The following is a 21,222-nucleotide window of genomic DNA, read 5'->3' as shown; positions in this document are numbered from 1 at the left end:
TATCTGCATGGGGAAAACCGTCAATTCATCCAAAGCTACACCCGTACTGCTACTGGAGCTGCAAAGTAATCACCCGGAACCAATTAAGATCAGCGCCGGTTTATTGAAAGAAGATGCCGGTGGCCGTACCTGTCAGCGAATGCCCCTGCATGATAAAAAATCATTGTCCATATTCAATACCTTGCCTGCCGGCGTTCAACACCTGCTGGCTCCCTGCACACAGGAAGCCATGCTGTACAAGGAACTGCAACTGAAAGAAAAATTCAGAGAGGCCCCCGTAAGATCACAGACCTTACAACAGTACGTGCAGGAAGGCATGCAGCAATATCTCTATCATACCTTACAGCAACTGCGTTCCCTCACACCGGTACTACCCTGGTATACCATGATTACCGACGACAGCATGCTGATGAAACATACCCGGCCCGCTACCGTCAATAACTATACTCCTACCCTCTCTTTCGAGCTGGTACAGGGTGACGACGGCGTGATCCGCATGGTGGCATTCGTCAATATCAACAACCAGGCTTTTCCACTTTCCGGCTTTGAGCACTATGGCTTCTTACTGCGCAGCCGTGGTGAACTCTTTATATTACCACCTGCCAGTGCCAACGCCCTGGCAAAATTCTCCGGCGGCTACATCGACGCCATACCCGGCGAAGAAGGCGCTTTCCTGCAACAGGTGGTAGAACCCCTGAGCGAACTATTCCCTGTCAATAAAAGCATCCTGCTGGATAAGGAAGTGATCGATGTGACCCCTTCCTGCAACATCTGGCTCAGTGAACTGAATAAATCTTTTCTCGTACTCACGCCGCAATGGCAGTACGGACAATTCACCATCGAAGATACCCCGGATAAGGTAGTGCTGCGCACAGAAGGCGATACCCAATTCGAGATCAAAAGACACCCGGAAGAAGAACAGGAAATCATTGCATTCATCCGTTCTTTACATGCACGCTTTGCACAACAGCGCAATGGCTACTTCTACCTACCCTTTGCCGATGCAGAAAAGAACCAGTGGTTTGTAAAATGCTATCGTAAACTCACCGATCGGAACATTGGTGTATACGGTATGGACCAGCTGCAACATTTCAGGTATAATACCCATGTACCGGTGATGGATATACAATGGAGCGGGGATGATAAAGATTCCTTTGATCTGGAAATAAAAATCCATTACGGCGACATTCCCGTGGCCCTGGTAGACCTCCAGAAAGCCTTGCTGCACAAGCAACCGCACCTGTTACTGAAAGACGGCACCATCGGCGTAATCCCCGATGAATGGTTGCATAAATATGACCTGCTCTGGAAATTAGGACAGGTACAAAAAGATAAACTGAAACTTTCGCGCCTGCACTTTACCATTGCGCAGGAGATGGTGCAAAGCAATCAGTCAGAAGATACCCTGCAAAAATTACAACGCTTGCAGGCTCAGCCTGGTAAGCATTTTCCTGTGCCCGCAGCTATTCAGGCACAATTGCGTAACTACCAGCAGGCAGGTTTTGAGTGGATGTGCCTACTCGATGCCATGCGCTGGGGTGGCTGCCTGGCAGATGATATGGGCTTGGGTAAAACCCTGCAGACCATCACTTTTTTACAACACCTCACAAATACCTACCCCGGTGAAACCCACCTGGTCGTATGCCCCACTTCCCTTATTTATAACTGGGAAAGTGAACTGAAGAAATTCGCGCCTGACTTAAAATACACCGTCTATCACGGAGGGAACCGGCAATATGACCCTGCCGGATATGATTTAGTGATTACCAGCTACGGTACTGTGCGCAGTGACCAGGAGATCTTTGCCAGTCATGTGTTTGGCTATATCGTGCTGGATGAAAGCCAGGTGATCAAGAACCCTGCGTCGCAGACTACAAAAGCCCTGCAGGTATTGCAATCACGCAATCGCCTGATTCTGAGTGGTACCCCTATCCAGAACAATACCATGGACCTGTATGCGCAAATGAACTTTGCCAACCCCGGGTTATTAGGTAACCAGGCATTCTTCCGGTCTGAATTTGCCATGCCTATTGACAAATATTCAGATGCAGAAAAAGCTGGTCAGTTGCGCCGCCTGATCTATCCATTCCTCTTAAGGCGTACAAAGGAACAGATAGCCCAGGACCTGCCGGACAAAACGGAGATCATTATGTGGTGCGAAATGGGCGATGAACAGCGACAGGCCTACAACCGGGTCCGCGATCTGTACAAGGAGAAGGTCTTTAACCGGATCCAGGAGCAGGGAATCGCAGCTAGCACGATTTATGTACTGGAAGGTCTGACCCGGCTGCGGCAGGTATGCAATGCCCCCCAGCTGGTGGAATCCGAATCGCATATTACCCATTCTGTAAAACTGGATGAGCTGATGCGCGAAATCAGTGAAAACACCGGTGCACACAAGGTACTCGTCTTCTCACAGTTTACCGGCATGCTGCAGCTCATAGCGAAAGCGATGGAACAGGAAGGATTGAAATTCCTATACCTGGATGGCAGCACGAAAGCCGAAAACCGCCAGCAGCTGGTGAACCAGTTCCAGGAAGAGGAAGAAATGCGGGTATTCCTGATCAGTCTCAAGGCAGGTGGTGTAGGGTTGACCCTGACAGCGGCAGATTATGTGTACCTGGTAGACCCCTGGTGGAACCCGGCTGCTGAACAGCAGGCCATAGACCGTACACACCGTATTGGTCAGCAGAATAAGGTGTTTGCCTACAAGATGATCTGTAAAGACAGTGTGGAAGAAAAGATCCTTGCACTGCAGCAACGAAAGAAGATGATTGCAGATGACCTGATCAGTGAAGATACCGGCTTTGTAAAGAAGCTGACAGAAGATGATGTCGCGTTTTTGTTCAGTTAACAAAATTTTCGAAATTTGTGCCATGTTAAATAACTCCAGGTCAATTATCATGCTTATGGTGGCCTTCCTGGCCACTTCACTCACGATCCATGCCCAACAACCGGCGCCTCCTAAATTCCCTGAAGGATTTAATATTCAGAAAGGGGTAAATATTGGTTACTGGCTGTCGGAATCTAATGGTCGGAATGGTACTGCACAGGTAGATTTTTTTGGTGAGCAGGATGTAACCTTACTGGCTCAGAAAGGTTTTGATCACCTGCGCATACCTGTAGATGAAGGTGAACTGTGGAATTATAAGAACGAGAAATACGCAGATGCTTTTAAGTATATACACGCTGCCATTGGTTGGTGTAAAACAAACAAGCTACGTGTGATCATAGACCTGCATACGCTGAAAGGACACCGGTTGTGGAGCAGCGATGATGAGCAGGACCGTTTCATCCAGATCTGGAAAGAACTGGCGCTGGAACTGAAAAAATATCCGACGAACCTGGTCGCATATGAGTTGCTGAATAACCCGACTGCAGATAGTGCAGCAGAATGGAATGAGCTGCTGGCAAAAGCAATTAAGTCAATCCGGGAAGTAGATCCTAAAAGGGTAATAGTAATAAGTAGTAACCAGAGCGGCAGCTACAGCACGCTTTCACAGCTGAAATTGCCTGAAGGAGATAATCGCCTTATCCTTAATTTCCACTATTACGAGCCTGTTTACTTTACCCATTACCGTTATAACGGCAGCAGACAGCAGGATTACAGCGGACCGGTTCACTATCCCGGCGCAACTATTACCGCCAAAGAGCTGAACCAGCAACCAGCCACAATCAGGAACCTGCTGGCCGGTAGTACACAGGACTATAATGAAGATATTATAGCAGACCAGGTAGCAACGGCGGCGAAGGTGGCAAAGAAATTTAAGGTACCGCTTATTTGTGGGGAATGGGGCTGTACGAATCTTGTGCCCAGAAAGGACCGGATGCGCTGGTACAGGGATATGAAAAAGGCGCTGGATAAGAATGCGATCTCATGGACCGTATGGACGTATAAAGGAGATTTTGGGATTGTGGAGGATAATGGTGCGGAAGATGAAAAGCTGCTCAAACTGCTCACAAAGGATTAAGCTATTTCACAATCCAATACGCAATCGCCAGCCATATTAAACCTTTGATAAGGAAGAACAGGAATCCGCCAATGCCGATCCGCTTGATCCATTTAACCCAGGATTTTTTTTCAGTAGACACGGTGATGTGATTTTATATGTAAAATAATAAATTGTCATGGTAAAGTGCATGCAAAATACCCCGGGCATGTGACATGTCAACATCGCTTTTATCTATACCCAAATAGGTAATAAAAAAGCCCCTCGGTTACACCGAAGGGCTCTTGTTTATCAAACATTTAATTGAACACTATTTCTTTACAGCGGCGCCAGCTAAGCCTTTCTTATCTGCATCTTTTACAGGAATGGCTTCGCTTTCGTTAGCCAGCTCATTCTTTTTGTCGAAGTCCACCAGAACCGGTGCAGCTACGAAGATAGAAGAGTAAGTACCAGTGATCACACCAATCAGCATCGCAAATGCGAAACCACGGGTTACTTCACCACCAAAGATGAAGAGGATCAGGATGGTCAGGAATACTGTCAGAGACGTCATTACTGTACGGCTCAGGGTATCGTTGATCGCCTTGTTGATAATGCTGTTTCTTGACTCGCCCTTCATCTGGCCGTTGCGGAAGTACTCACGGATACGGTCGAATACGATCACGGTATCGTTCATTGAGAAACCAATTACCGTAAGGATCGCCGCAATGAAGTGCTGGTCAACTTCCAGTGAGAATGGAACAAATTCGCGGCAATAAGAGAATACTGCCAGTGTTACCATCACGTCGTGCAACAGGGAGAAGATTGTACCAATAGAATATTGCCATTTGTTGAAACGCAGCAGGATGTACAGGAAGATCACCACCAGGGACAGAATTGTCGCCTTCACCGCACCTGCACGCAGGTCATCAGAAATGGTTGGAGATACTGTCTGGGAAGCTACGATGTAACGAGGTGAAGAGAATACTTCATAAGTCACATTGCCGTCGTAGAATTTCTTCAGACCATTGTACAGTTTCTCAGTTACTTCCTTGTCAACTTCAGGACTCTGATCGTTGATTTTATAGTTGGTAGTAATGTTCAGCTGGTTAGTATTACCGATCGTTTTCACAAACGGTTCAGTACCAAATTCTTTTTCCAGCACGCTACGCACTTCTTCGGTCTTCATTGGCTGTTCGAAGCGGATGGTGAAGCTACGACCACCGTCAAAGTCAACACCGTGGCGGAAGCCATGGAAGAAGGAAGATGCACCCAGCAGGATCATGATACCAGAAATCACATAAGCGTACTTTCTCTTACCCACGAAGTCAAAAGCAGCATGCTTGAAAATCTTCTTTGAGATTGGTGTGAAATACTCGAAGTGACGTTTCTTGTTGGTATAGTAGTCTGTTACGATACGGGAGATCATGATACCACAGAACAGGGACAGTAACAGACCGATGATCTGAGTGGTAGCAAAGCCCAGTACCGGACCTAAACCGAAGTAGAACAGGATAATTGCTGTGAGCAGGGAGGTGATGTGACCATCCAGTACAGGAGCGTAAGACCGCTTGTAACCGAATTCCACTGCCTGTTGGTAAGTTCTGCCATGCACCAGTTCGTCTTTGATACGTTCGAAGATGATTACGTTCGTATCCACGGCCATACCTACAGTGAGTACCAGACCGGCTATACCAGGCATTGTCAGTGTAGCACCGAGCGAAGCGAGGATACCGAAGGTGAACAGCAGGTTCAACACCAGGGCGATGTTTGCCACGATACCGGCAGTATTATAATATACCAGCATCAGCACGAAGATCACAATGAAGGAGATAATGAAGGATTTAGCACCAGCTGCGATAGATTCAGCACCCAGGGTTGGTCCGACAATCTGCTCCTGAACGATTTTAGCCGGAGCAGGCATTTTACCTGACTTCAGGATATTTGCAAGGTCTTTCGCTTCTTCAATGGTAAAGCTACCAGTGATCTGCGAGTTACCGCCAGGAATTTCATTAATAATAGAAGGAGCTGTGTAAACGATGCTATCCAGTACCACCGCTACAAAGTTCAGGTTGCCACGGTCATCGTCTGCACCACCTTTAGGAGCCAGTTCGCCGGTCAGCTTTTTCCATGCTCTCGCACCCACAACGTCCATCGTCATGCTGATTTCCGGATTACCATTCTGGTCGAAATCCTGTTTAGCATCCACCACTCTTTCACCGCTTACGCGTGGAGCTGGGTTGGTAGGATTGATCTTCAGACCGAATACCTCGATCAGGCCGTGACGATCAGTTTTATTTTCAGGACCGAAGGCAAATACCAGGTCTTTAGGCATTACGGCTTTCACTGCTGGCAGCGTCAGGTAAGCTTTGAAGGTAGCTGTGTCAGAAGGGAGGATTCTACCGATAGTAGCACTTGGAATAGGACCTTCCTGTGTAATATTCGGATGCAGAATAGCGAACAGCGGGTTGGTCTTCACGAATTCCTTCTCTGCGTCAGCCATCAGCTTGGCAGAGTCTACTTTACCACCTTTATTCTTTGCAGAATCGTTCATGAAGGAAGCCAGGCTACCTTCTTTAGTAGTATCGGCAGCAGCTTTGGCAGCTTTAGTAGTATCGGCTTTCGCAGCAGCAGAGTCAACGGCAGCTGGTTTACCTGTAGAAACATCTTTCAATGCTTCGTTCATTTTAGCCAGTACGTTGTTAAAGAAGTCTGCATCGTTTCTGTAAGTTTCGCGGAACTCCAGGTTTGCACTGGCCTGCAGGTATTTCCTTACACGGTCAGGATTGTCTACCCCGGCCAGTTCTACGGAGATGATACCTTTGCTTTCATCCAGGCTGATGTTTGGAGAAGCTACCCCGAACTTGTCAATACGTTTTTGCAGTACGAGGTAAGTATTTTTAATTGCAGCACCTGCTTCGCTACGGATTACTTTCAGTACGTCTGCGTTGGAGGTGTTGAAATTGATGTCTTTCTGATAAGTGTTGGCAAAAATAGTTGCCAGACGGCCGTTAGGCGCGATCTTCTGATATTCCTGCCCGAACAATGTTACAAAATCCGACTGGCTGGTCTTTTTTGCTTCCGCTGCATTCTTCAGCGCCTGGTTGAAAGCTGCATCAGTCGAATGACCGCTCAGGGAACGGATCACATCTTCCACGCTCACATCGAGCACTACGTTCATACCTCCCTGGAGGTCAAGCCCAAGGTTCAGCTCTCTTTCCTTGGCTTTGGTATAGGTTATGTACCAGGGAAAACCCGCGATCTGTTGATTGCTGGTGCTATCCAGGATTCTTTGTCTTCTTACTTTAATCAGCTCAGTCAATGTATCCTGATAAAAAGCCTGTTGCTCTTTACTGTCTGGATACTTTTCCACAGCACTTTTGTTCGTCTTTAAGACGTCGTTTTTGGCTTGCAGGTCTACCTTGCTCTCGTAGCTGCGTACCAGAAACGTGAAAGACAAGTAATACACAGAGATAAGGATCAATGCACCGGCAAAAAATCTAACCAGTCCTTTAAGTTGCATATTGTTTCGGGTTTATAAAAAATTTTTAAGAGTTGCAAAGATAGAATTTAAATTGATATATTAAAGCCGGAGAAACTCAGAAAAGGAAAAAGGTGGAAAATATTGGTTTTCAACTCTTAAACCGGAGTTTTTTGCCCTCTATTTAGTCTTCTCTGATATGAGCCAATGCTTTTCTATCTGGTTGATACTATGCTTTGCAGGCTGCAATACTAATAAAAATATGCAAACCTCCAATTACCTTCTCCAAGACTCTTTTTTAGATTCTCTGTTAAAATCACAGGCAACCCGCCTTGGACCTGTATTTGCCGATCCGGAAAGGTACCGGCTGCAGATTATTTACACCCGGATCGACCGGGATGCGCAAAACCACCCTCAATGCACAGATTTTACCTATAATCTGGACAAAAACGCCTATTTCTACCCGGCCTCTACTATAAAACTGGCTGCCACCGCCCTTGCCCTGGAAAAGCTGAATGACCTTTCCATCCGGGGACTGGACCGCCATACACACATGATTACTAAAAGCCTGCCCGGCGCTACCCCAGCCGCCCTTACAGATGCCTCTTCCCCTTCCGGGTTCCCCACCATCAGTAATTATATAAAGAAGATCCTGCTGGTCAGTGACAACGATGCCTTCAACCGGCTTTATGAATTCATTGGCCAGGAAGCCTTTAATAAAAGTCTCTGGGCCAAAGGGTACCCCGGGGTACAGGTCAGGCACCGGGTGGGGGTCACCGGCATTTCCACGGAAAAAAACCGGTATACCAACGCTATTACCTTTCGCAGGGGCCGGAAAGTTATCTACCAGCAACCCATTCAATACAGTCTCCTCACCTTCTCTCCCCGGCAGGACCAGATGGGAAAGGCCTGGTATAATGAACAACATGAACTGGTCAACGCCCCGATGGATGCTTCGGAGAAAAACAGGATATGGCTGTCAGACCTGCATAGTATTTTAAAAAGCATTATTTTTCCTGACGCTGTAACAAAATCACAACGTTTCCGTTTAAATGATGACGACTATGGATTTTTATACCACTGCATGTCAGCACAGCCCGAAGAATCGGAGCAACCAACTTTCGATCCGGCAGCATTTCATCATAATTATGTGAAGTTTCTGTTGTTTGGTGCAGGGAAAAACAACCATATCAGTGGTGATGTACGCAGCTTTAATAAACCTGGATGGGCGTATGGCACCTTGACAGACGTAGCCTATATAGCGGACTTTGCCCACGGAATTGAATTTATGTTATCTGCAACTGTTTATGTAAATGACAACACCGGAATCTTGTCTGACGAAAATTACCAGTTCAAACAGATAGGCGAACCTTTCATGCAGGCTTTGGGTGAGCTGATTTATAATTATGAACGCCAGCGCCAGCGGGCATATCGTCCCGACCTGTCCCGGTTCAGAATTGACTATTCCAATAAGATCTTTTAAAAAAAACCAAGTTCTAATTCTATATTAAACAAGTGAGTGAAATGGCAACAAGTAAACGTTTCCGGGCAGTAGCCGCCCTTCTTGCAATGGTAACAGGGTTTACCGCATGTTTGAAAACTGAAAACACAACTCCTTCAAGGCCAGTAGCTGCCTTCGTAGTGATCAATGGTATCACAAGTACCGCAAAACTGGACTTTTATGACAACTCTACCAAAGTAAAAGACAGCATCTCCACAGGATTTGCAGGTTACAACTACCAGGCGTACGGTGGCTATCACCTGTTTGACCTGAAAAGATATGCAACCAGCACCACCGTGGTATCTACTACCGCTGCCAACTACGATTCACTGACCTATTACACCCTGGTAGCATTCGGTGATTCCACTTCACCTGTATTCTACCCGATCAAAGACGATTTTGAAGGTGCGAACAACGCTAACCTGAATATCCGCTTCTGGAACTTATCTCCTAATATCGGTGCGGTAGACGTATACCTGAATACCACTAAAGTGGACAGCAACAGAACTTTCTCCCTGGCCAGACCTGCTTCCGTGTTCAAGGCACTGACTACCGTGTCCAACGCGACCAGTATCACCATTAAGAAAGCTGGTACTGAAACGGTTGTAGCAACTAATAACACTTCTTCTACCCAGCTGACTCAAGGGGGTGTATACACCATCTTCCTCACAGGCGATGCCAGTGCCACCAGTGGTACACAGGCGCCTTACGTAGGGTATATCAAGAACTATTATTAATAGAGGTGCCTGGTAGTGTATCAGTTTGATTTTGATATGGCCGGCCGCAGGCCACTTCCGAATCTTTCGTGCAGTTGCCTGCAACTGCACGAAAGATTCGGGTGATTTTGGAGTAAGAAAAATGAAACTGATACACTACCTTAGCCCTATGAGGCTCACTATCCTGTTTATATTCCTGCTATCCTATTCCTTTAGTAAGGCCCAGACTCCCCGCTATATTATCCAGTTGCATGACAAGGGCAACGCCACCTGGTCGCTCGATCAACCTTCGCATTTTCTGACTGCCAGAGCCATTGAGCGCAGAACAAAACAACACCTTTCCATAGACAGTACAGACCTGCCGGTATCTGCAACTTACCGCGACAGCATTGCTGCCGCCGGAAATGTACGCATACTTTATACTTCCCGCTGGTTCAACCAGGTCATTATCCAGACTACTGACACCGCCGCCCTGCGAAAAATTCAGTCCTTTCCCTTTGTGTCGAAAACCAGCCCCGAAGGCCGGAAAGCCTCCTTTCGCAAAGCCATTTCTGCTGCCGGCAATAATACTAAGCAAACTGGTACCGGTATATACGGTGGCGCAAAAGGGCAGATGGAACTGCACAATGCCATCAGCTTACATGACAACAATTATAAAGGACAAAATATGGTCATTGCTGTCATTGATAATGGTTTCCCATCTGTGAATGTAAACCGGGCCTTTACCAATACAACGATCATCAGCACCTGGGATTTTGTCAACGCGACTGCTAACGTATACGACTATGGCGAACATGGTGCCGAAGTGCTCTCCATACTGGCTGCCAACCTGCCGAACGAGATGATTGGATCCGCACCGGAAGCGGGTTACATGCTGCTCCGCACAGAAGAAACAGACTGGGAAAAACCCATTGAAGAAAATAACTGGGTGGCTGCTGCCGAATATGCAGACAGTATGGGAGCCGATCTCATATCCTCCTCACTTGGTTACAATACCTTCGATGATCCTGTTTATAACCACACCTACGCAGATCTGGATGGAAAGACAACCCTCATTGCCCGTGCCGCGGCATTGGCTGCTGCAAAGGGAATGATTGTAGTCATCGCTGCAGGCAATGAAGGTGCCAATGACTGGCATTATATATTAACACCGGGTGATGCAGATAGTATCCTGACAGTAGGCGCTGTCAGCGCCGAAGGTGTGCTTGCTGATTTTAGCGGCCGTGGCCCTGCTGCCGATGGCCGTATCAAACCAGATGTAGTTTCTGTGGGGCAGTATAGCCAGATCGTACGGCCAGATGGTGTGCTCACACTGGGCAGTGGTACATCCTTTGCCACACCGGTGATAGCTGGCCTCACCGCATGCTTATGGCAGGCGTTTCCCAACAGTACGAACCAGGAGGTGATCAATGCAGTCAGGGCCAGTAGCAGCCAGTACACATCGCCAGACAATGAGCTGGGCTATGGTATTCCAAATTATGGTGTTGCTTTCAATACATTATTAGCCAGCACTTTATCCAGCGATAGCATGCAGTTACAGCATAGCTGGCTGAAAGCACTGCCCAATCCCTTTTCCGGCTCAATCAAAGCCTACGTACATGCAACTGCAGGCCAAAAGGTGGAACTGGCGCTGTATGACAATAGTGGCCGCAGGATCAGGACGACCAGCTTTACCGCTGCCACAGCTTATTATTTCTACGAGTGGCCGGCAGATTTTTCTGCCTTACCCGCTGGTATATATTATTTAAGCGCACAAAAAGGTGGGGATAAGGCCGTGGTTAAACTGATAAAACGTTAAGTATTTCTCCCTCTCCTAATTACGATCACAGATTTCTTCTCCCATCAGTTACAAAATTATTGTAGGTTTGTTGCTGGTCGCGCACCTACTAAACATTTTTGTTATGAAGCATTTGGAATTAGCAGAAAGGCTGTCAAGAATCTCTGAGCCACAAACGATCAAAATGGCTAAGCTGAGCCGTGAGTTGAAAGCGCAGGGTATAGACATTGTAGATCTGAGCATCGGCGAACCTGACTTTGACACGCCTGCCCACATCAGGGAGGCAGCAAAAAAAGCCATCGATGAAGGCTTTACGCATTACACACCCGTAGCTGGTATTGCAGATCTGCGAGCGGCAGTTGTGAAAAAACTGCAACGCGATAACAACCTGGAATATCTGCCGGAGCAGATTGTGGTATCGACAGGTGCCAAGCAAAGCATTGCCAACGCAGTGCTGAGTGTAATCAACCCCGGTGATGAGGTGATTATCCCTACGCCATATTGGGTAACTTATTCAGAATTAGTAAAACTCTGTCAGGGTAAGGTTGTATTCGTACCCTGCAGTATTGAGAATAAATTCAAGATCACGCCCGCACAACTGGAAGCGGCCATTACACCAAAGACAAAGTTGTTCATGTTCTCTTCGCCCTGCAATCCTACCGGATCTGTATATAGTAAAGACGAACTGAAGGCACTGGCCGATGTATTTGCCAGATATCCTGGTATCTACGTGCTGGCTGATGAGATCTATGAATACATCAACTATGTGGGTAAACACGAAAGCATCGCACAGTTTGAAGGGATGAAAGAACGTACCATCATTATCAATGGTCTGAGTAAAGGCTTTGCGATGACGGGATGGCGTCTGGGCTACCTGGCTGCACCGACAGCAGTAGCAAAGGCGGCAGAAAACATCCAGAGCCAGTTCACCTCTGCCACCTGTTCTATTACACAAAAGGCGGCAGTAGCAGCGCTGAATGGTCCTAAAGATTCTGCTGATGAGATGCTGGCAGAGTTCACCAAAAGAAGGGCATTTGTTTTCGAACAAATGAGCCAGATACCAGGCTTGAAACTGATCAACCCGGACGGAGCCTTCTATATGTTCCCGGATGTAAGCAGCTTCTTTGGTAAGTCTTACGACGGTGTAACCGTGAACAATGCCGATGATCTGTGTATGTATCTTTTACACAAAGCGAACGTGACATTTGTGACAGGTTCTGCCTTCCAGCAACCAAATGCCATCCGTATTTCTTATGCCGCCTCTATGGAGAAGCTGCAGGAAGGGATGAAGCGTCTGAAAGCCGGACTGGAAAAACTGGCCTGATTAATTCATTTTCTATAGAAAAAGCTTTTGTCAGATCGGCAAAAGCTTTTTTTTCGTCCCTACATCTGCACATTATTATTTATATATTTGCACCTGCAAACAATCATTATACATGGGTATTTCAAATCAAAGCCTGCTTTTTTTTGTATTAGGAATTGGCATCTTAACTATTCTATATATGACCTTGAGGGACATGTTCCAAAAACCTAAAGACAAGGAGGCAAAGCCTGCCACCGCGCCTGCTGCCGAAACACCGCGCAGCAGTGACAAAGCAGTACTTCCCCTGCAATTACAAGCCTATGAAAGAATGGCCCTGCTGGTAGACCGCATCAACCTGCAAAACCTGATCGGCCGTGTATATCAACCCGGCCTCAGTGCTACAGACATGCAGGTAGGCCTGATCCACACGATCAAAGCAGAATTTGATCACAACGTTACTCAGCAGATCTACGTTTCTCCACTCGCCTGGGAAGCTGTAAAAACACTGAAAGAACAAACCATCACGATCATCAACCAGGTAGCCAGCCAGCTCCCTGCCGAAGCCACCGCGATGGATCTCAATAAACAGATACTGGAAGTATTCCTGCAAGCAGAAACATCACCTGCCGAAATGACCGCGCAGATTGTAAATGCCGAAGCCCGCAAGTTATTCTAACCAAAAGAGGATCATGAGGATCACATAAAAGTTTTCCATCAGGTACCCGAATTAAAAGGGGTTGTATCGTGAGTGATACAACCCCTTTTAATTATTTCTCTACCATCATCACCCGTTTTGGCCGGATCACCTCATACAGTAAATATCCTTTTCCATTGAAGTGAATATAGAGTGGCGGCCCCTGGTACCACGGCACTCCCGGTACTTTTTTATGCGCCTGAATATGCAGGTGCGGCTCCGAACTAAACCCTGAATTTCCCACACAACCCAGGGCCTGCCCTTGTTGAACCAGGTCCCCGTCATGCACAATCACACTCCCCTCCTTCATATGCCCTAAAAAGATGTAACTATTGGTGGTTTCAATAATCACCTGGTTCGTATTATTGGGCCCACGACTCATGTCAGGAGGAATATTATCCGGGTTATTTCCATAGGCTTTTAATACCCGTCCATCGCAAGGACTGTAGATGGTATCACCAAAGATTTCATAATCCTTTAACTTCCTGCTGAAGATCTTATTTGCACGCCTGCCATCCGGCTTCAGTTTTACGATATCCATGGCATAAATCGCTCCCCGCAAGCTGTAGTGAAACAGGTTGGTGGGCAAGCTCTTTCCTCCCTGCAACACGAAATATCGCCCGGTTTTCATGGGGAAAGCCAGTTCAATCGTTGCGGGTTTGGGAGTGGTACCGGTGAAATAAAGGATACTCAGCAGGGTAAACCCGGTGGCAAATAATAAATTAAAGCCTACCTGCCAGGTCCGCGATGCCCGTTTCCCTCTTTTCCGGCGCAGGGCGCCAATGACCAGTGCGAGCAGGAGACAGATGCCAAAAGCATACTTGGCTTCGATAGTAAGGTACACCCAGGTGCCATAGAGATAAATGAATACGCCCAATGATAATCCTACTAAAAGGCGGGACCAGCTGTGGCGGAATAGGGCTGCAGCAGCAGTAAATGTAAAAAAGATGCTGAACAGGGCCAATGCAAAAGTCAGTAATAACAGTGCGTAAATAAACATAGCTTATTCGGTAATCTTTCAGAAATGGTCCTGCAAATTATCAATATTTTGGCCTTCGCAGCAATACGATAATAATTATGTAACATTGTCTATCATACATCATTATTCCACGAACGCATAGATTATGGAAAATATCATCAAAACAGATGCCGGTATTGTCATTGAGCCAGTATATACCCAACCGGTACCCATGGATGAATTGCCCGGACAATTCCCTTTTACCAGGGGGGTACATGCCTCCATGTACCGCGACAAACTGTGGACCATGCGGCAGTATGCGGGATTTAGTACCGCCGAAGCTTCGAACCAGCGCTACCATTACCTGCTTAGCCAGGGGGTAATGGGGCTGAGCGTGGCCTTTGACCTGCCTACACAGATCGGGTATGATTCTGATCATGCCATGTCTGAAGGAGAAGTGGGAAAAGTAGGTGTAGCGATTGATTCACTCGAAGATATGGAACGGCTCTTTGCCGGCATCAAACTGGAAGATATTTCCACCAGTATGACGATCAATGCAACAGGGTTCATTTTACTTGCTTTATATATTGCACTTGCCAAAAAACAGGGGGCAGATCTGCATAAAATATCCGGTACTATTCAAAATGATATCCTGAAGGAATACGCGGCGAGGGGGACCTATATTTATCCGCCCAAGCCGTCTATGCGCCTGATTACAGACATCTTTGCATATTGCAGTAAAGAGGTACCCAAATGGAATACCATTTCTATTTCGGGGTATCACATCCGGGAGGCGGGGGCAAATGCGGTACAGGAATTAGCTTTTACACTCGCTAACGGCAAGGCCTATTTAAAAGCGGCGATTGAAAAAGGGTTATCGATCAATGTGTTTGCCCGCAGGTTATCTTTCTTTTTCAATGCACATAATCACCTCTTTGAAGAAGTGGCAAAGTTCAGGGCCGCACGTAGAATGTGGGCACATATAACGGCTGAATTGGGGGCCACTGATCCAAAGGCACAGATGTTACGCTTTCACACACAAACAGGTGGCAGCACACTGACCGCACAACAACCCCATAATAATATTGTACGTGTTGCCGTACAAACCCTGGCGGCCACTTTAGGTGGTACCCAATCTTTGCATACCAATGGCTATGACGAAGCACTCTCACTGCCCACGGAAGAAGCGGCACGAATTGCTTTGCGCACCCAGCAGATAGTGGGGTATGAAAGTGGAATTGCGGATACCGTAGATCCGCTGGCAGGGTCTTATTATGTAGAAGCCCTGACGAACGAGGTGGAGGCAAAGGCCTGGGAACTGATACATCGCATAGATGCAATGGGGGGTGCGGTGAGTGCAATAGAACAGGGTTTTGTGCAGGATGAGATCGCGCGGAGTGCATACTTATACCAGCAGGAAATAGAAAGAGGTGAAAAGATAATAGTAGGAGTAAATAAATTTACGGTAAAGGAAGAAGAGACGCCAGAGATTTTCAGGATAGATGATAGTATCAGGCAGGTGCAAACGGAAAGGCTGCAATCCCTGCGGAGCAGGAGGAATAATGAAGCGGTACAGGCAATATTACAAAGGCTGGAAACCGCGGCACATACGGAGGAGAACCTGATGCCTATCGTTGTGGAAGCTGTGGAAACTTTGTGTACCCTCGGTGAAATAGCGGATACCTTGCGGAAAGTATTCGGTGAATATAAATAGTATTGCTGTAATTCATTAATTTTGGCCATGTCTTTTATCTACCATAACACCTGTCCGGTATGTGGAGCCGCAACTTCACATAAAGTACTGACAGCCAAAGATTACACCGTTTCAAAAGAAACCTTCGACATCAACCATTGCGGGCATTGCAGCGTACGTTATACACAAAATGTTCCTGATAGTGCCAACATCGGGCGCTATTACCAATCGCAGGAATACATCTCCCACTCAGAAACCCGCCAGGGTCTCATCAACCGTTTATACCACAGCGTAAGGAAAATCACCCTGCGCAGTAAACAAAACTGGGTAAAGGCAGCAACCGGTCTCAAACAAGGTTCCATCCTCGACATCGGCTGTGGAACAGGTGCCTTCCTTCACTTCATGCAACAGGGCGGCTGGCAGATCACCGGTCTTGAACCAGACCAGACAGCCCGTCAGAACGCAAAGACATTATACAACATAGACCCTCGTCCTTCAGAAGATCTTTTCTCACTTCCTGCCGGACAGTTTGATGCAATCACGATGTGGCATGTACTGGAACACGTACATACCTTACATGAATATATCCGCCAGATCCGTACTTTGTTAAAACCGGAAGGCGCACTCCTGATCGCTGTTCCCAACTACACCTCTCCCGATGCAGAACACTATGGTGAATACTGGGCAGCCTACGACGTGCCACGTCACCTTTATCACTTCTCTCCTGCTGCCATGGAAGCATTGCTGAAGCAGCATAAAATAAGAGTAGTGAAAAAGCACCCGATGGTGTTCGATGGCTTCTATGTAAGTCTGCTGAGTGAAAAGTATAAAACAGGAGGGAATGGTCTCTTCAAAGGCTTCCGGCATGGGTTTATCTCCTGGCGCAAAGGATTGAAAGATGTGGACAGGTGTAGTTCTGTGGTGTACGAATGTAAAGCAGAATAAACAAGTACGATTTTATTCAGGATAATACAATGAGCCGGTAGCAATGTGCTACCGGCTTCTTTGCTCATGCATCAGCTAATAAGAATATCTTTCTTACTAATTAATACAAGTAGTTTAATGCGATAATATCGTTCGCGTTGAAAGTACGGTTGCCGCCATTAGAGCAGGACAGCATCCATGAATTTGCATCAGCACCGGTTGGAGTACCTGGAATCCAGATAGCACCTACGCTTGAAGCACCTTCGTTTGTAGCAGTACCACCACAGCTGTAAGAACGATCGAAGTAATCAGTGTGACGGAAACCAATACAGTGACCGATTTCATGCTGTATTACAGAACCTACATACAGCACGTTAGGATTGCTGCCATATGCCTGAGAGTTAGTATTCATCAGGATAGAGCTATAAGGATTACCGCTGCTGGTTGGGAAACCAGAAGAACCCAGGGTGATGTAACCACCGCTTGGACCCTGGTTGAAACCAGAGATGGTAATGCTTGCAGTACCACTGGTAATGCGGGAGAATGTGATGGCCAGGCCAAGACGGTTGTAACGTGCAATAGCAGTATCAGTACCTGCTACATATGCGCTACCCAGGCTGCTGGCTACTTTTATAGTAATCGTGCGTGGAGTGCCCGTTACCAGGTTAGTAGTGCGGTATTGTTCAGAAGAAGCAACACGCAGTACAGGACCTGTGTATTTACCATTCAGATCATCTTCGGTCAGGCGGATATCACCTTCTACAATATAATCGTCATGGAACTTATGTACATCAGCAGCGCTGAATCCCAGTGCTTCGATTTTTGCCAGGGTTTCAGTGGAGATAGCATCAGCTGACTTTGTGCTGCTTACATTATCTTTTTTACAGGACACAGTTGCTACGGCGATGCCCGCCATCAGACACAATAAGGCGTTGAATGAATGTTTACGCATACATTTAGATTTGGGTTTGGGTTTCTGGAAAATGAAGATATTATTAGCTGATTCGCTGATGAAAAATGGACGTATTCATCATCAGTAAATACAGCTAACGACAGATAATAACTCGTGCTTACAATTGCTGCACATTACGTGCATCATGCATGTTTAAATTGTTTACTGCTAATACATAATTTTAGTGCTCATAATGTGATGTAGGTAAAAGAAACGGTATGGCAAAATCCGTGTCCTCTCCGGGTTTTCAATGACTATTTGATTCCATCGGTTAACGCCATTACACGGCTGTATGTTTCATCTCTGGTATCAATTGCCTCGACGTTTAGATTTTAGTTGCTCGGTTCCAATATTACAACTTTCCATGAAACCAAAAAAAATTTTTCTTTCCCTGTTAATCAAAGTTATGAATGAATTACATTAGTTTTATTTGAAGCAACGAGCAACCTGTCAACCCAAAATCTTTATGAGAGCAACCCTTGTATTGTTACACTTATTAGTATGCCAATCATTATCAGCAGGCGCACAGGAGCTACCCGACCCGGTAGCTGAACAATACGCCAGCAGGGACATTGCGGGTCCACATTCGCGTAAACATACAGATTATTACCTCGTAAAGTTCCGTGAATTTCCCGGTGAATCACTGCATGATTATGGGGTGGTAAAATCATTAAGTAAAGTGCATTTTATACTAAAGAAGACAAACTTCGATAGTACATTGCAGCAAGAAGTGGTATATACCTATCCTGCAAATGATAACTGGAAGGCGAGTACGAATTTGTTACATATGCTTTCGGAAAAAGATAGCATCCGATTGATTGTAACTACTACACAGTCTCCGGCCTACTGCCGTGTGCTACGTCAGTATGGATCTTCTTACACCGTTTCTATTCATACCAAAGACTGGTCTTCTTTTATAGCGCAACCTTTTATTTCCTTTGCAGATATACAACGCAAAGCATCGCCGGAACAGAGAATTAATTCAGCAGACAACTCTGCAAATGCGATCAACACTGCACAACAGGCTTATCCCGCAATAAGGGGTAGTGATATTACCATATCATTGAAAGAAGATTTATTTGACACGACAGATCTTGATTTAACAGGGAGATTTTTATATAATAAAAATGCTGCTGCAAATTTTTCTTCGCATGCTACTATTATGGCGACTATGATAGCAGGTGCGGGTAATACCGGTGAAAAAGGCATGGGGGCAGCACCACAGGCATTGTTATGCCCTGCGGATTATAGTTATAGTTTACTACCTGAGGATAGCAGTTATATGCAGGCATATCGTATCTCTATTCAGAATCATTCTTATGGAACAGGTATAGAGAATTATTATGGGGCCGAAGCAGTGGCCTTTGATGAGCAGGTGTATAATACAGATACTGTATTGCACGTATTCTCTTCAGGGAATATAGGTACGGAAGGTGATTCTACAGGCATCTATCAAAACCTGAACGGGTTTGCAAACCTGACAGGTACTTTCAAACAGGCAAAGAATGTATTAGTAGTTGGCGCTACAGACGACTCACTGCATGTACTATCTGTCAGTTCAAAAGGGCCTGCTTACGATGGACGGATTAAACCGGAATTAGTAGCATTCGGCATAGATGGTTCTTCAGGATCAGCAGCGCTGTGTAGTGGTACTGCGGCATTATTACAACAGGCTTATAAACAGGTATACCATACAATGCCCTCGGCAGCACTGGTGCGTGCAATTTTGATCAATAGTGCACAAAGTAATGGTATCAGTTATAGCAACGGGTTCGGTAGTTTACATACACTGCATGCAATACAGACATTGGCACAGGCACATTTTTGGGGGGGCACGGACAATGGTACTTTCACAATACAGGTACCTGCAGGTATACAAACATTGAAAGTAACACTGTGCTGGAATGATCCCCCTGCCCAGGCGAATGCGGCGGTTGCATTGGTGAATGACCTGGACTTAACCGTACAGGCAAATGGCAGTAATTATCTTCCATGGGTATTATCTGCAGCACCTGTTCCAGATTCGTTGTCTGCAGCACCACGTCGTGCTACTGATAGTTTGAATAATGTAGAACAAATTACAATTGAGAACCCCGCGGCAGGAGCTGTGACGATACAGGTCACTGCGCATCATTTAAATGTACCAAATCAGGCGTTTTATATTGCTTATGGTTATATACCCAAAAACACATTTGAATGGCAGAATCCAGGCTCAAAAGAAGTAATAGCAGCAGGTAGCCCCGTGCCCTTTCCATTACGATGGAATTCAAATGTAACCGGCAAAGGAGACCTTGCATGCAGTTATGATAAAGGCGCCACCTGGCAGTCAATAACGACCCAATTGAATACAGCTGTCGGTTTATACTACTGGACTATTCCTGATACTTTCTGTACTGCCTTACTGAAATATACTACTACTGATACAGCCTTTGTGAGCGATACTTTCTACCTGTCACCACGCCTTACCCTGCAAACAGGTTATGACTGCGGAGACAGTGCGATGATCTTCTGGAATACATTGCAAAACGCCGGCGCTTACCAGTTGTATCATATGGGTACCTCCTATCTGCTACCTTATACACAAACAGTAGATACCTTCCTGACGATTACTGCTTCGGGCAATTCTGCTTATTATGCTGTGAGCCCATTGCATACCGATGGCTGGTCGGGATTGAAAAGCTATGCCACCAATTACCAGTTACAGGGCACTGGTTGTTATTTCAAAAGCCTGCTGGCGAATGAAACAACTTCCCGGAATATATCCCTTGTTCTGACACTGGGTACAACCTGGCATATCAGTGAATTGTATTGGGAAAGATTGTCCGGCAATGACTATGTATCTATTGGTACCAGTGCGATCAGTACTGCCACCAGTTATACCTTTGAAGATGAAAATGCACCGGAGGGATTACTTTACTATAGAGTCAGGCTCGTTACAGACAATGGTACAAATATTTATTCAGACCCTGTGCCTGTATACCTGCTGCGGCAGCATGACCATCTCATATTTCCAAACCCCGCCACCAGTTTGGTGAATGTAATCAGCAAAAGCATGAGTAATATGCAGCTGCAACTGTTTGATATGAACGGAAAACTGATCCTGACTAAAAACCTGGCCAGCCTGCAGGAAACGCTGTCTATCGAACAATTATCGCCGGGGGTCTATACCTGTGTATTGTATGATGAGGGGAAGAAAGTATTTTCTACAAAGCTGGTAAAATTATAATGATCCGGATGGTATAGAAATCGCTTCAATGATTCTTTAAGTCGGTACCAAATTAAAATAAAAAGGTC

Annotated in this window: 13 protein-coding genes; 10 read left to right on the top strand and 3 right to left on the bottom strand. The window is 46.2% G+C overall.

Going from position 1 to position 21,222, the window contains the following annotated elements:
* Window positions 1-7 precede the first annotated feature (7 nt).
* Together ABDW16_RS03500 and ABDW16_RS03495 are read left to right on the top strand one after the other, a co-directional pair.
* Window positions 8-2,854, top strand: coding sequence for a DEAD/DEAH box helicase (locus tag ABDW16_RS03500; protein WP_343667732.1), 2,847 nt, complete (start codon window positions 8-10; stop codon window positions 2,852-2,854).
* A 22-nt stretch (window positions 2,855-2,876) separates the two neighbouring features.
* Window positions 2,877-3,971, top strand: a complete 1,095-nt coding sequence (locus ABDW16_RS03495) for a glycoside hydrolase family 5 protein (protein WP_343667731.1) — start codon at window positions 2,877-2,879, stop codon at window positions 3,969-3,971.
* Window positions 3,972-4,260: 289 nt separating this feature from the next.
* On the opposite strand, the gene secDF is transcribed toward ABDW16_RS03495, so the two are convergent.
* On the bottom strand, window positions 4,261-7,452 hold the full coding sequence (gene secDF, locus ABDW16_RS03490) for a protein translocase subunit SecDF (RefSeq protein ID WP_343667730.1): 3,192 nt from the start codon (window positions 7,450-7,452) through the stop codon (window positions 4,261-4,263).
* Between the two features lie 220 nt (window positions 7,453-7,672).
* Here secDF and ABDW16_RS03485 point away from each other — a divergent pair, with 220 nt between their 5' ends.
* The 5 genes from ABDW16_RS03485 to ABDW16_RS03465 all read left to right on the top strand — a co-directional run bounded on the left by ABDW16_RS03485 (window position 7,673) and on the right by ABDW16_RS03465 (window position 13,383).
* Window positions 7,673-8,893, top strand: coding sequence for a serine hydrolase (locus ABDW16_RS03485; protein WP_343667729.1), 1,221 nt, complete (start codon window positions 7,673-7,675; stop codon window positions 8,891-8,893).
* A gap of 41 nt (window positions 8,894-8,934) precedes the next feature.
* Window positions 8,935-9,648, top strand: coding sequence for a DUF4397 domain-containing protein (locus ABDW16_RS03480; RefSeq protein WP_343667728.1), 714 nt, complete (start codon window positions 8,935-8,937; stop codon window positions 9,646-9,648).
* Window positions 9,649-9,796: 148 nt separating this feature from the next.
* The gene (locus ABDW16_RS03475) at window positions 9,797-11,425 is read left to right on the top strand and encodes a S8 family peptidase (RefSeq protein WP_343667727.1); all 1,629 of its coding nucleotides are present in this window, start codon (window positions 9,797-9,799) and stop codon (window positions 11,423-11,425) included.
* Window positions 11,426-11,528: 103 nt separating this feature from the next.
* Window positions 11,529-12,728: a pyridoxal phosphate-dependent aminotransferase gene (locus ABDW16_RS03470; protein WP_343667726.1), complete on the top strand. Its 1,200-nt coding sequence runs from the start codon at window positions 11,529-11,531 to the stop codon at window positions 12,726-12,728.
* A gap of 178 nt (window positions 12,729-12,906) precedes the next feature.
* On the top strand, window positions 12,907-13,383 hold the full coding sequence (locus ABDW16_RS03465) for a hypothetical protein (protein ID WP_343667725.1): 477 nt from the start codon (window positions 12,907-12,909) through the stop codon (window positions 13,381-13,383).
* 91 nt (window positions 13,384-13,474) lie between these two features.
* Here ABDW16_RS03465 and ABDW16_RS03460 read toward each other — a convergent pair whose 3' ends face one another.
* Window positions 13,475-14,401 (bottom strand): M23 family metallopeptidase, encoded by a 927-nt coding sequence (locus ABDW16_RS03460; RefSeq protein ID WP_343667724.1) that lies wholly within the window; start codon window positions 14,399-14,401, stop codon window positions 13,475-13,477.
* 124 nt (window positions 14,402-14,525) lie between these two features.
* On the opposite strand from ABDW16_RS03460, the gene ABDW16_RS03455 reads away from it, so the two are divergent.
* Both ABDW16_RS03455 and ABDW16_RS03450 read left to right on the top strand, forming a co-directional pair.
* Entirely contained in the window at window positions 14,526-16,073 is a 1,548-nt protein-coding gene (locus ABDW16_RS03455; RefSeq protein WP_343667723.1) for a methylmalonyl-CoA mutase family protein, read from the top strand.
* Between the two features lie 27 nt (window positions 16,074-16,100).
* The gene (locus tag ABDW16_RS03450; RefSeq protein ID WP_343667722.1) at window positions 16,101-16,997 is read left to right on the top strand and encodes a class I SAM-dependent methyltransferase; all 897 of its coding nucleotides are present in this window, start codon (window positions 16,101-16,103) and stop codon (window positions 16,995-16,997) included.
* A 100-nt stretch (window positions 16,998-17,097) separates the two neighbouring features.
* On the opposite strand, the gene ABDW16_RS03445 is transcribed toward ABDW16_RS03450, so the two are convergent.
* On the bottom strand, window positions 17,098-17,928 hold the full coding sequence (locus ABDW16_RS03445; protein ID WP_343667721.1) for a M57 family metalloprotease: 831 nt from the start codon (window positions 17,926-17,928) through the stop codon (window positions 17,098-17,100).
* Between the two features lie 466 nt (window positions 17,929-18,394).
* Here ABDW16_RS03445 and ABDW16_RS03440 point away from each other — a divergent pair, with 466 nt between their 5' ends.
* On the top strand, window positions 18,395-21,154 hold the full coding sequence (locus ABDW16_RS03440) for a S8 family peptidase (protein WP_343667720.1): 2,760 nt from the start codon (window positions 18,395-18,397) through the stop codon (window positions 21,152-21,154).
* The last annotated feature ends 68 nt before the right edge of the window (window positions 21,155-21,222 follow it).

It is taken from the genome of Chitinophaga sp. (genome assembly GCF_039596135.1).
In the GTDB taxonomy this organism is placed as follows: domain Bacteria; phylum Bacteroidota; class Bacteroidia; order Chitinophagales; family Chitinophagaceae; genus Chitinophaga.
Note: the sequence above shows the minus strand (reverse complement) of the source record. Positions and strands in the feature narration are given on the sequence as shown.

Bases quoted from the DNA above. Each gene is read 5' to 3' on its own strand.
- ABDW16_RS03500 (WP_343667732.1), top strand. From the start codon at position 8: ATGGGGAAAACCGTCAATTCATCCAAAGCTACACCCGTACTGCTACTG.
- ABDW16_RS03495 (WP_343667731.1), top strand. From the start codon at position 2,877: ATGTTAAATAACTCCAGGTCAATTATCATGCTTATGGTGGCCTTCCTG.
- secDF (WP_343667730.1), bottom strand. From the start codon at position 7,452: ATGCAACTTAAAGGACTGGTTAGATTTTTTGCCGGTGCATTGATCCTT.
- ABDW16_RS03485 (WP_343667729.1), top strand. From the start codon at position 7,673: ATGCAAACCTCCAATTACCTTCTCCAAGACTCTTTTTTAGATTCTCTG.
- ABDW16_RS03480 (WP_343667728.1), top strand. From the start codon at position 8,935: ATGGCAACAAGTAAACGTTTCCGGGCAGTAGCCGCCCTTCTTGCAATG.
- ABDW16_RS03475 (WP_343667727.1), top strand. From the start codon at position 9,797: ATGAGGCTCACTATCCTGTTTATATTCCTGCTATCCTATTCCTTTAGT.
- ABDW16_RS03470 (WP_343667726.1), top strand. From the start codon at position 11,529: ATGAAGCATTTGGAATTAGCAGAAAGGCTGTCAAGAATCTCTGAGCCA.
- ABDW16_RS03465 (WP_343667725.1), top strand. From the start codon at position 12,907: ATGACCTTGAGGGACATGTTCCAAAAACCTAAAGACAAGGAGGCAAAG.
- ABDW16_RS03460 (WP_343667724.1), bottom strand. From the start codon at position 14,401: ATGTTTATTTACGCACTGTTATTACTGACTTTTGCATTGGCCCTGTTC.
- ABDW16_RS03455 (WP_343667723.1), top strand. From the start codon at position 14,526: ATGGAAAATATCATCAAAACAGATGCCGGTATTGTCATTGAGCCAGTA.
- ABDW16_RS03450 (WP_343667722.1), top strand. From the start codon at position 16,101: ATGTCTTTTATCTACCATAACACCTGTCCGGTATGTGGAGCCGCAACT.
- ABDW16_RS03445 (WP_343667721.1), bottom strand. From the start codon at position 17,928: ATGCGTAAACATTCATTCAACGCCTTATTGTGTCTGATGGCGGGCATC.
- ABDW16_RS03440 (WP_343667720.1), top strand. From the start codon at position 18,395: ATGAGAGCAACCCTTGTATTGTTACACTTATTAGTATGCCAATCATTA.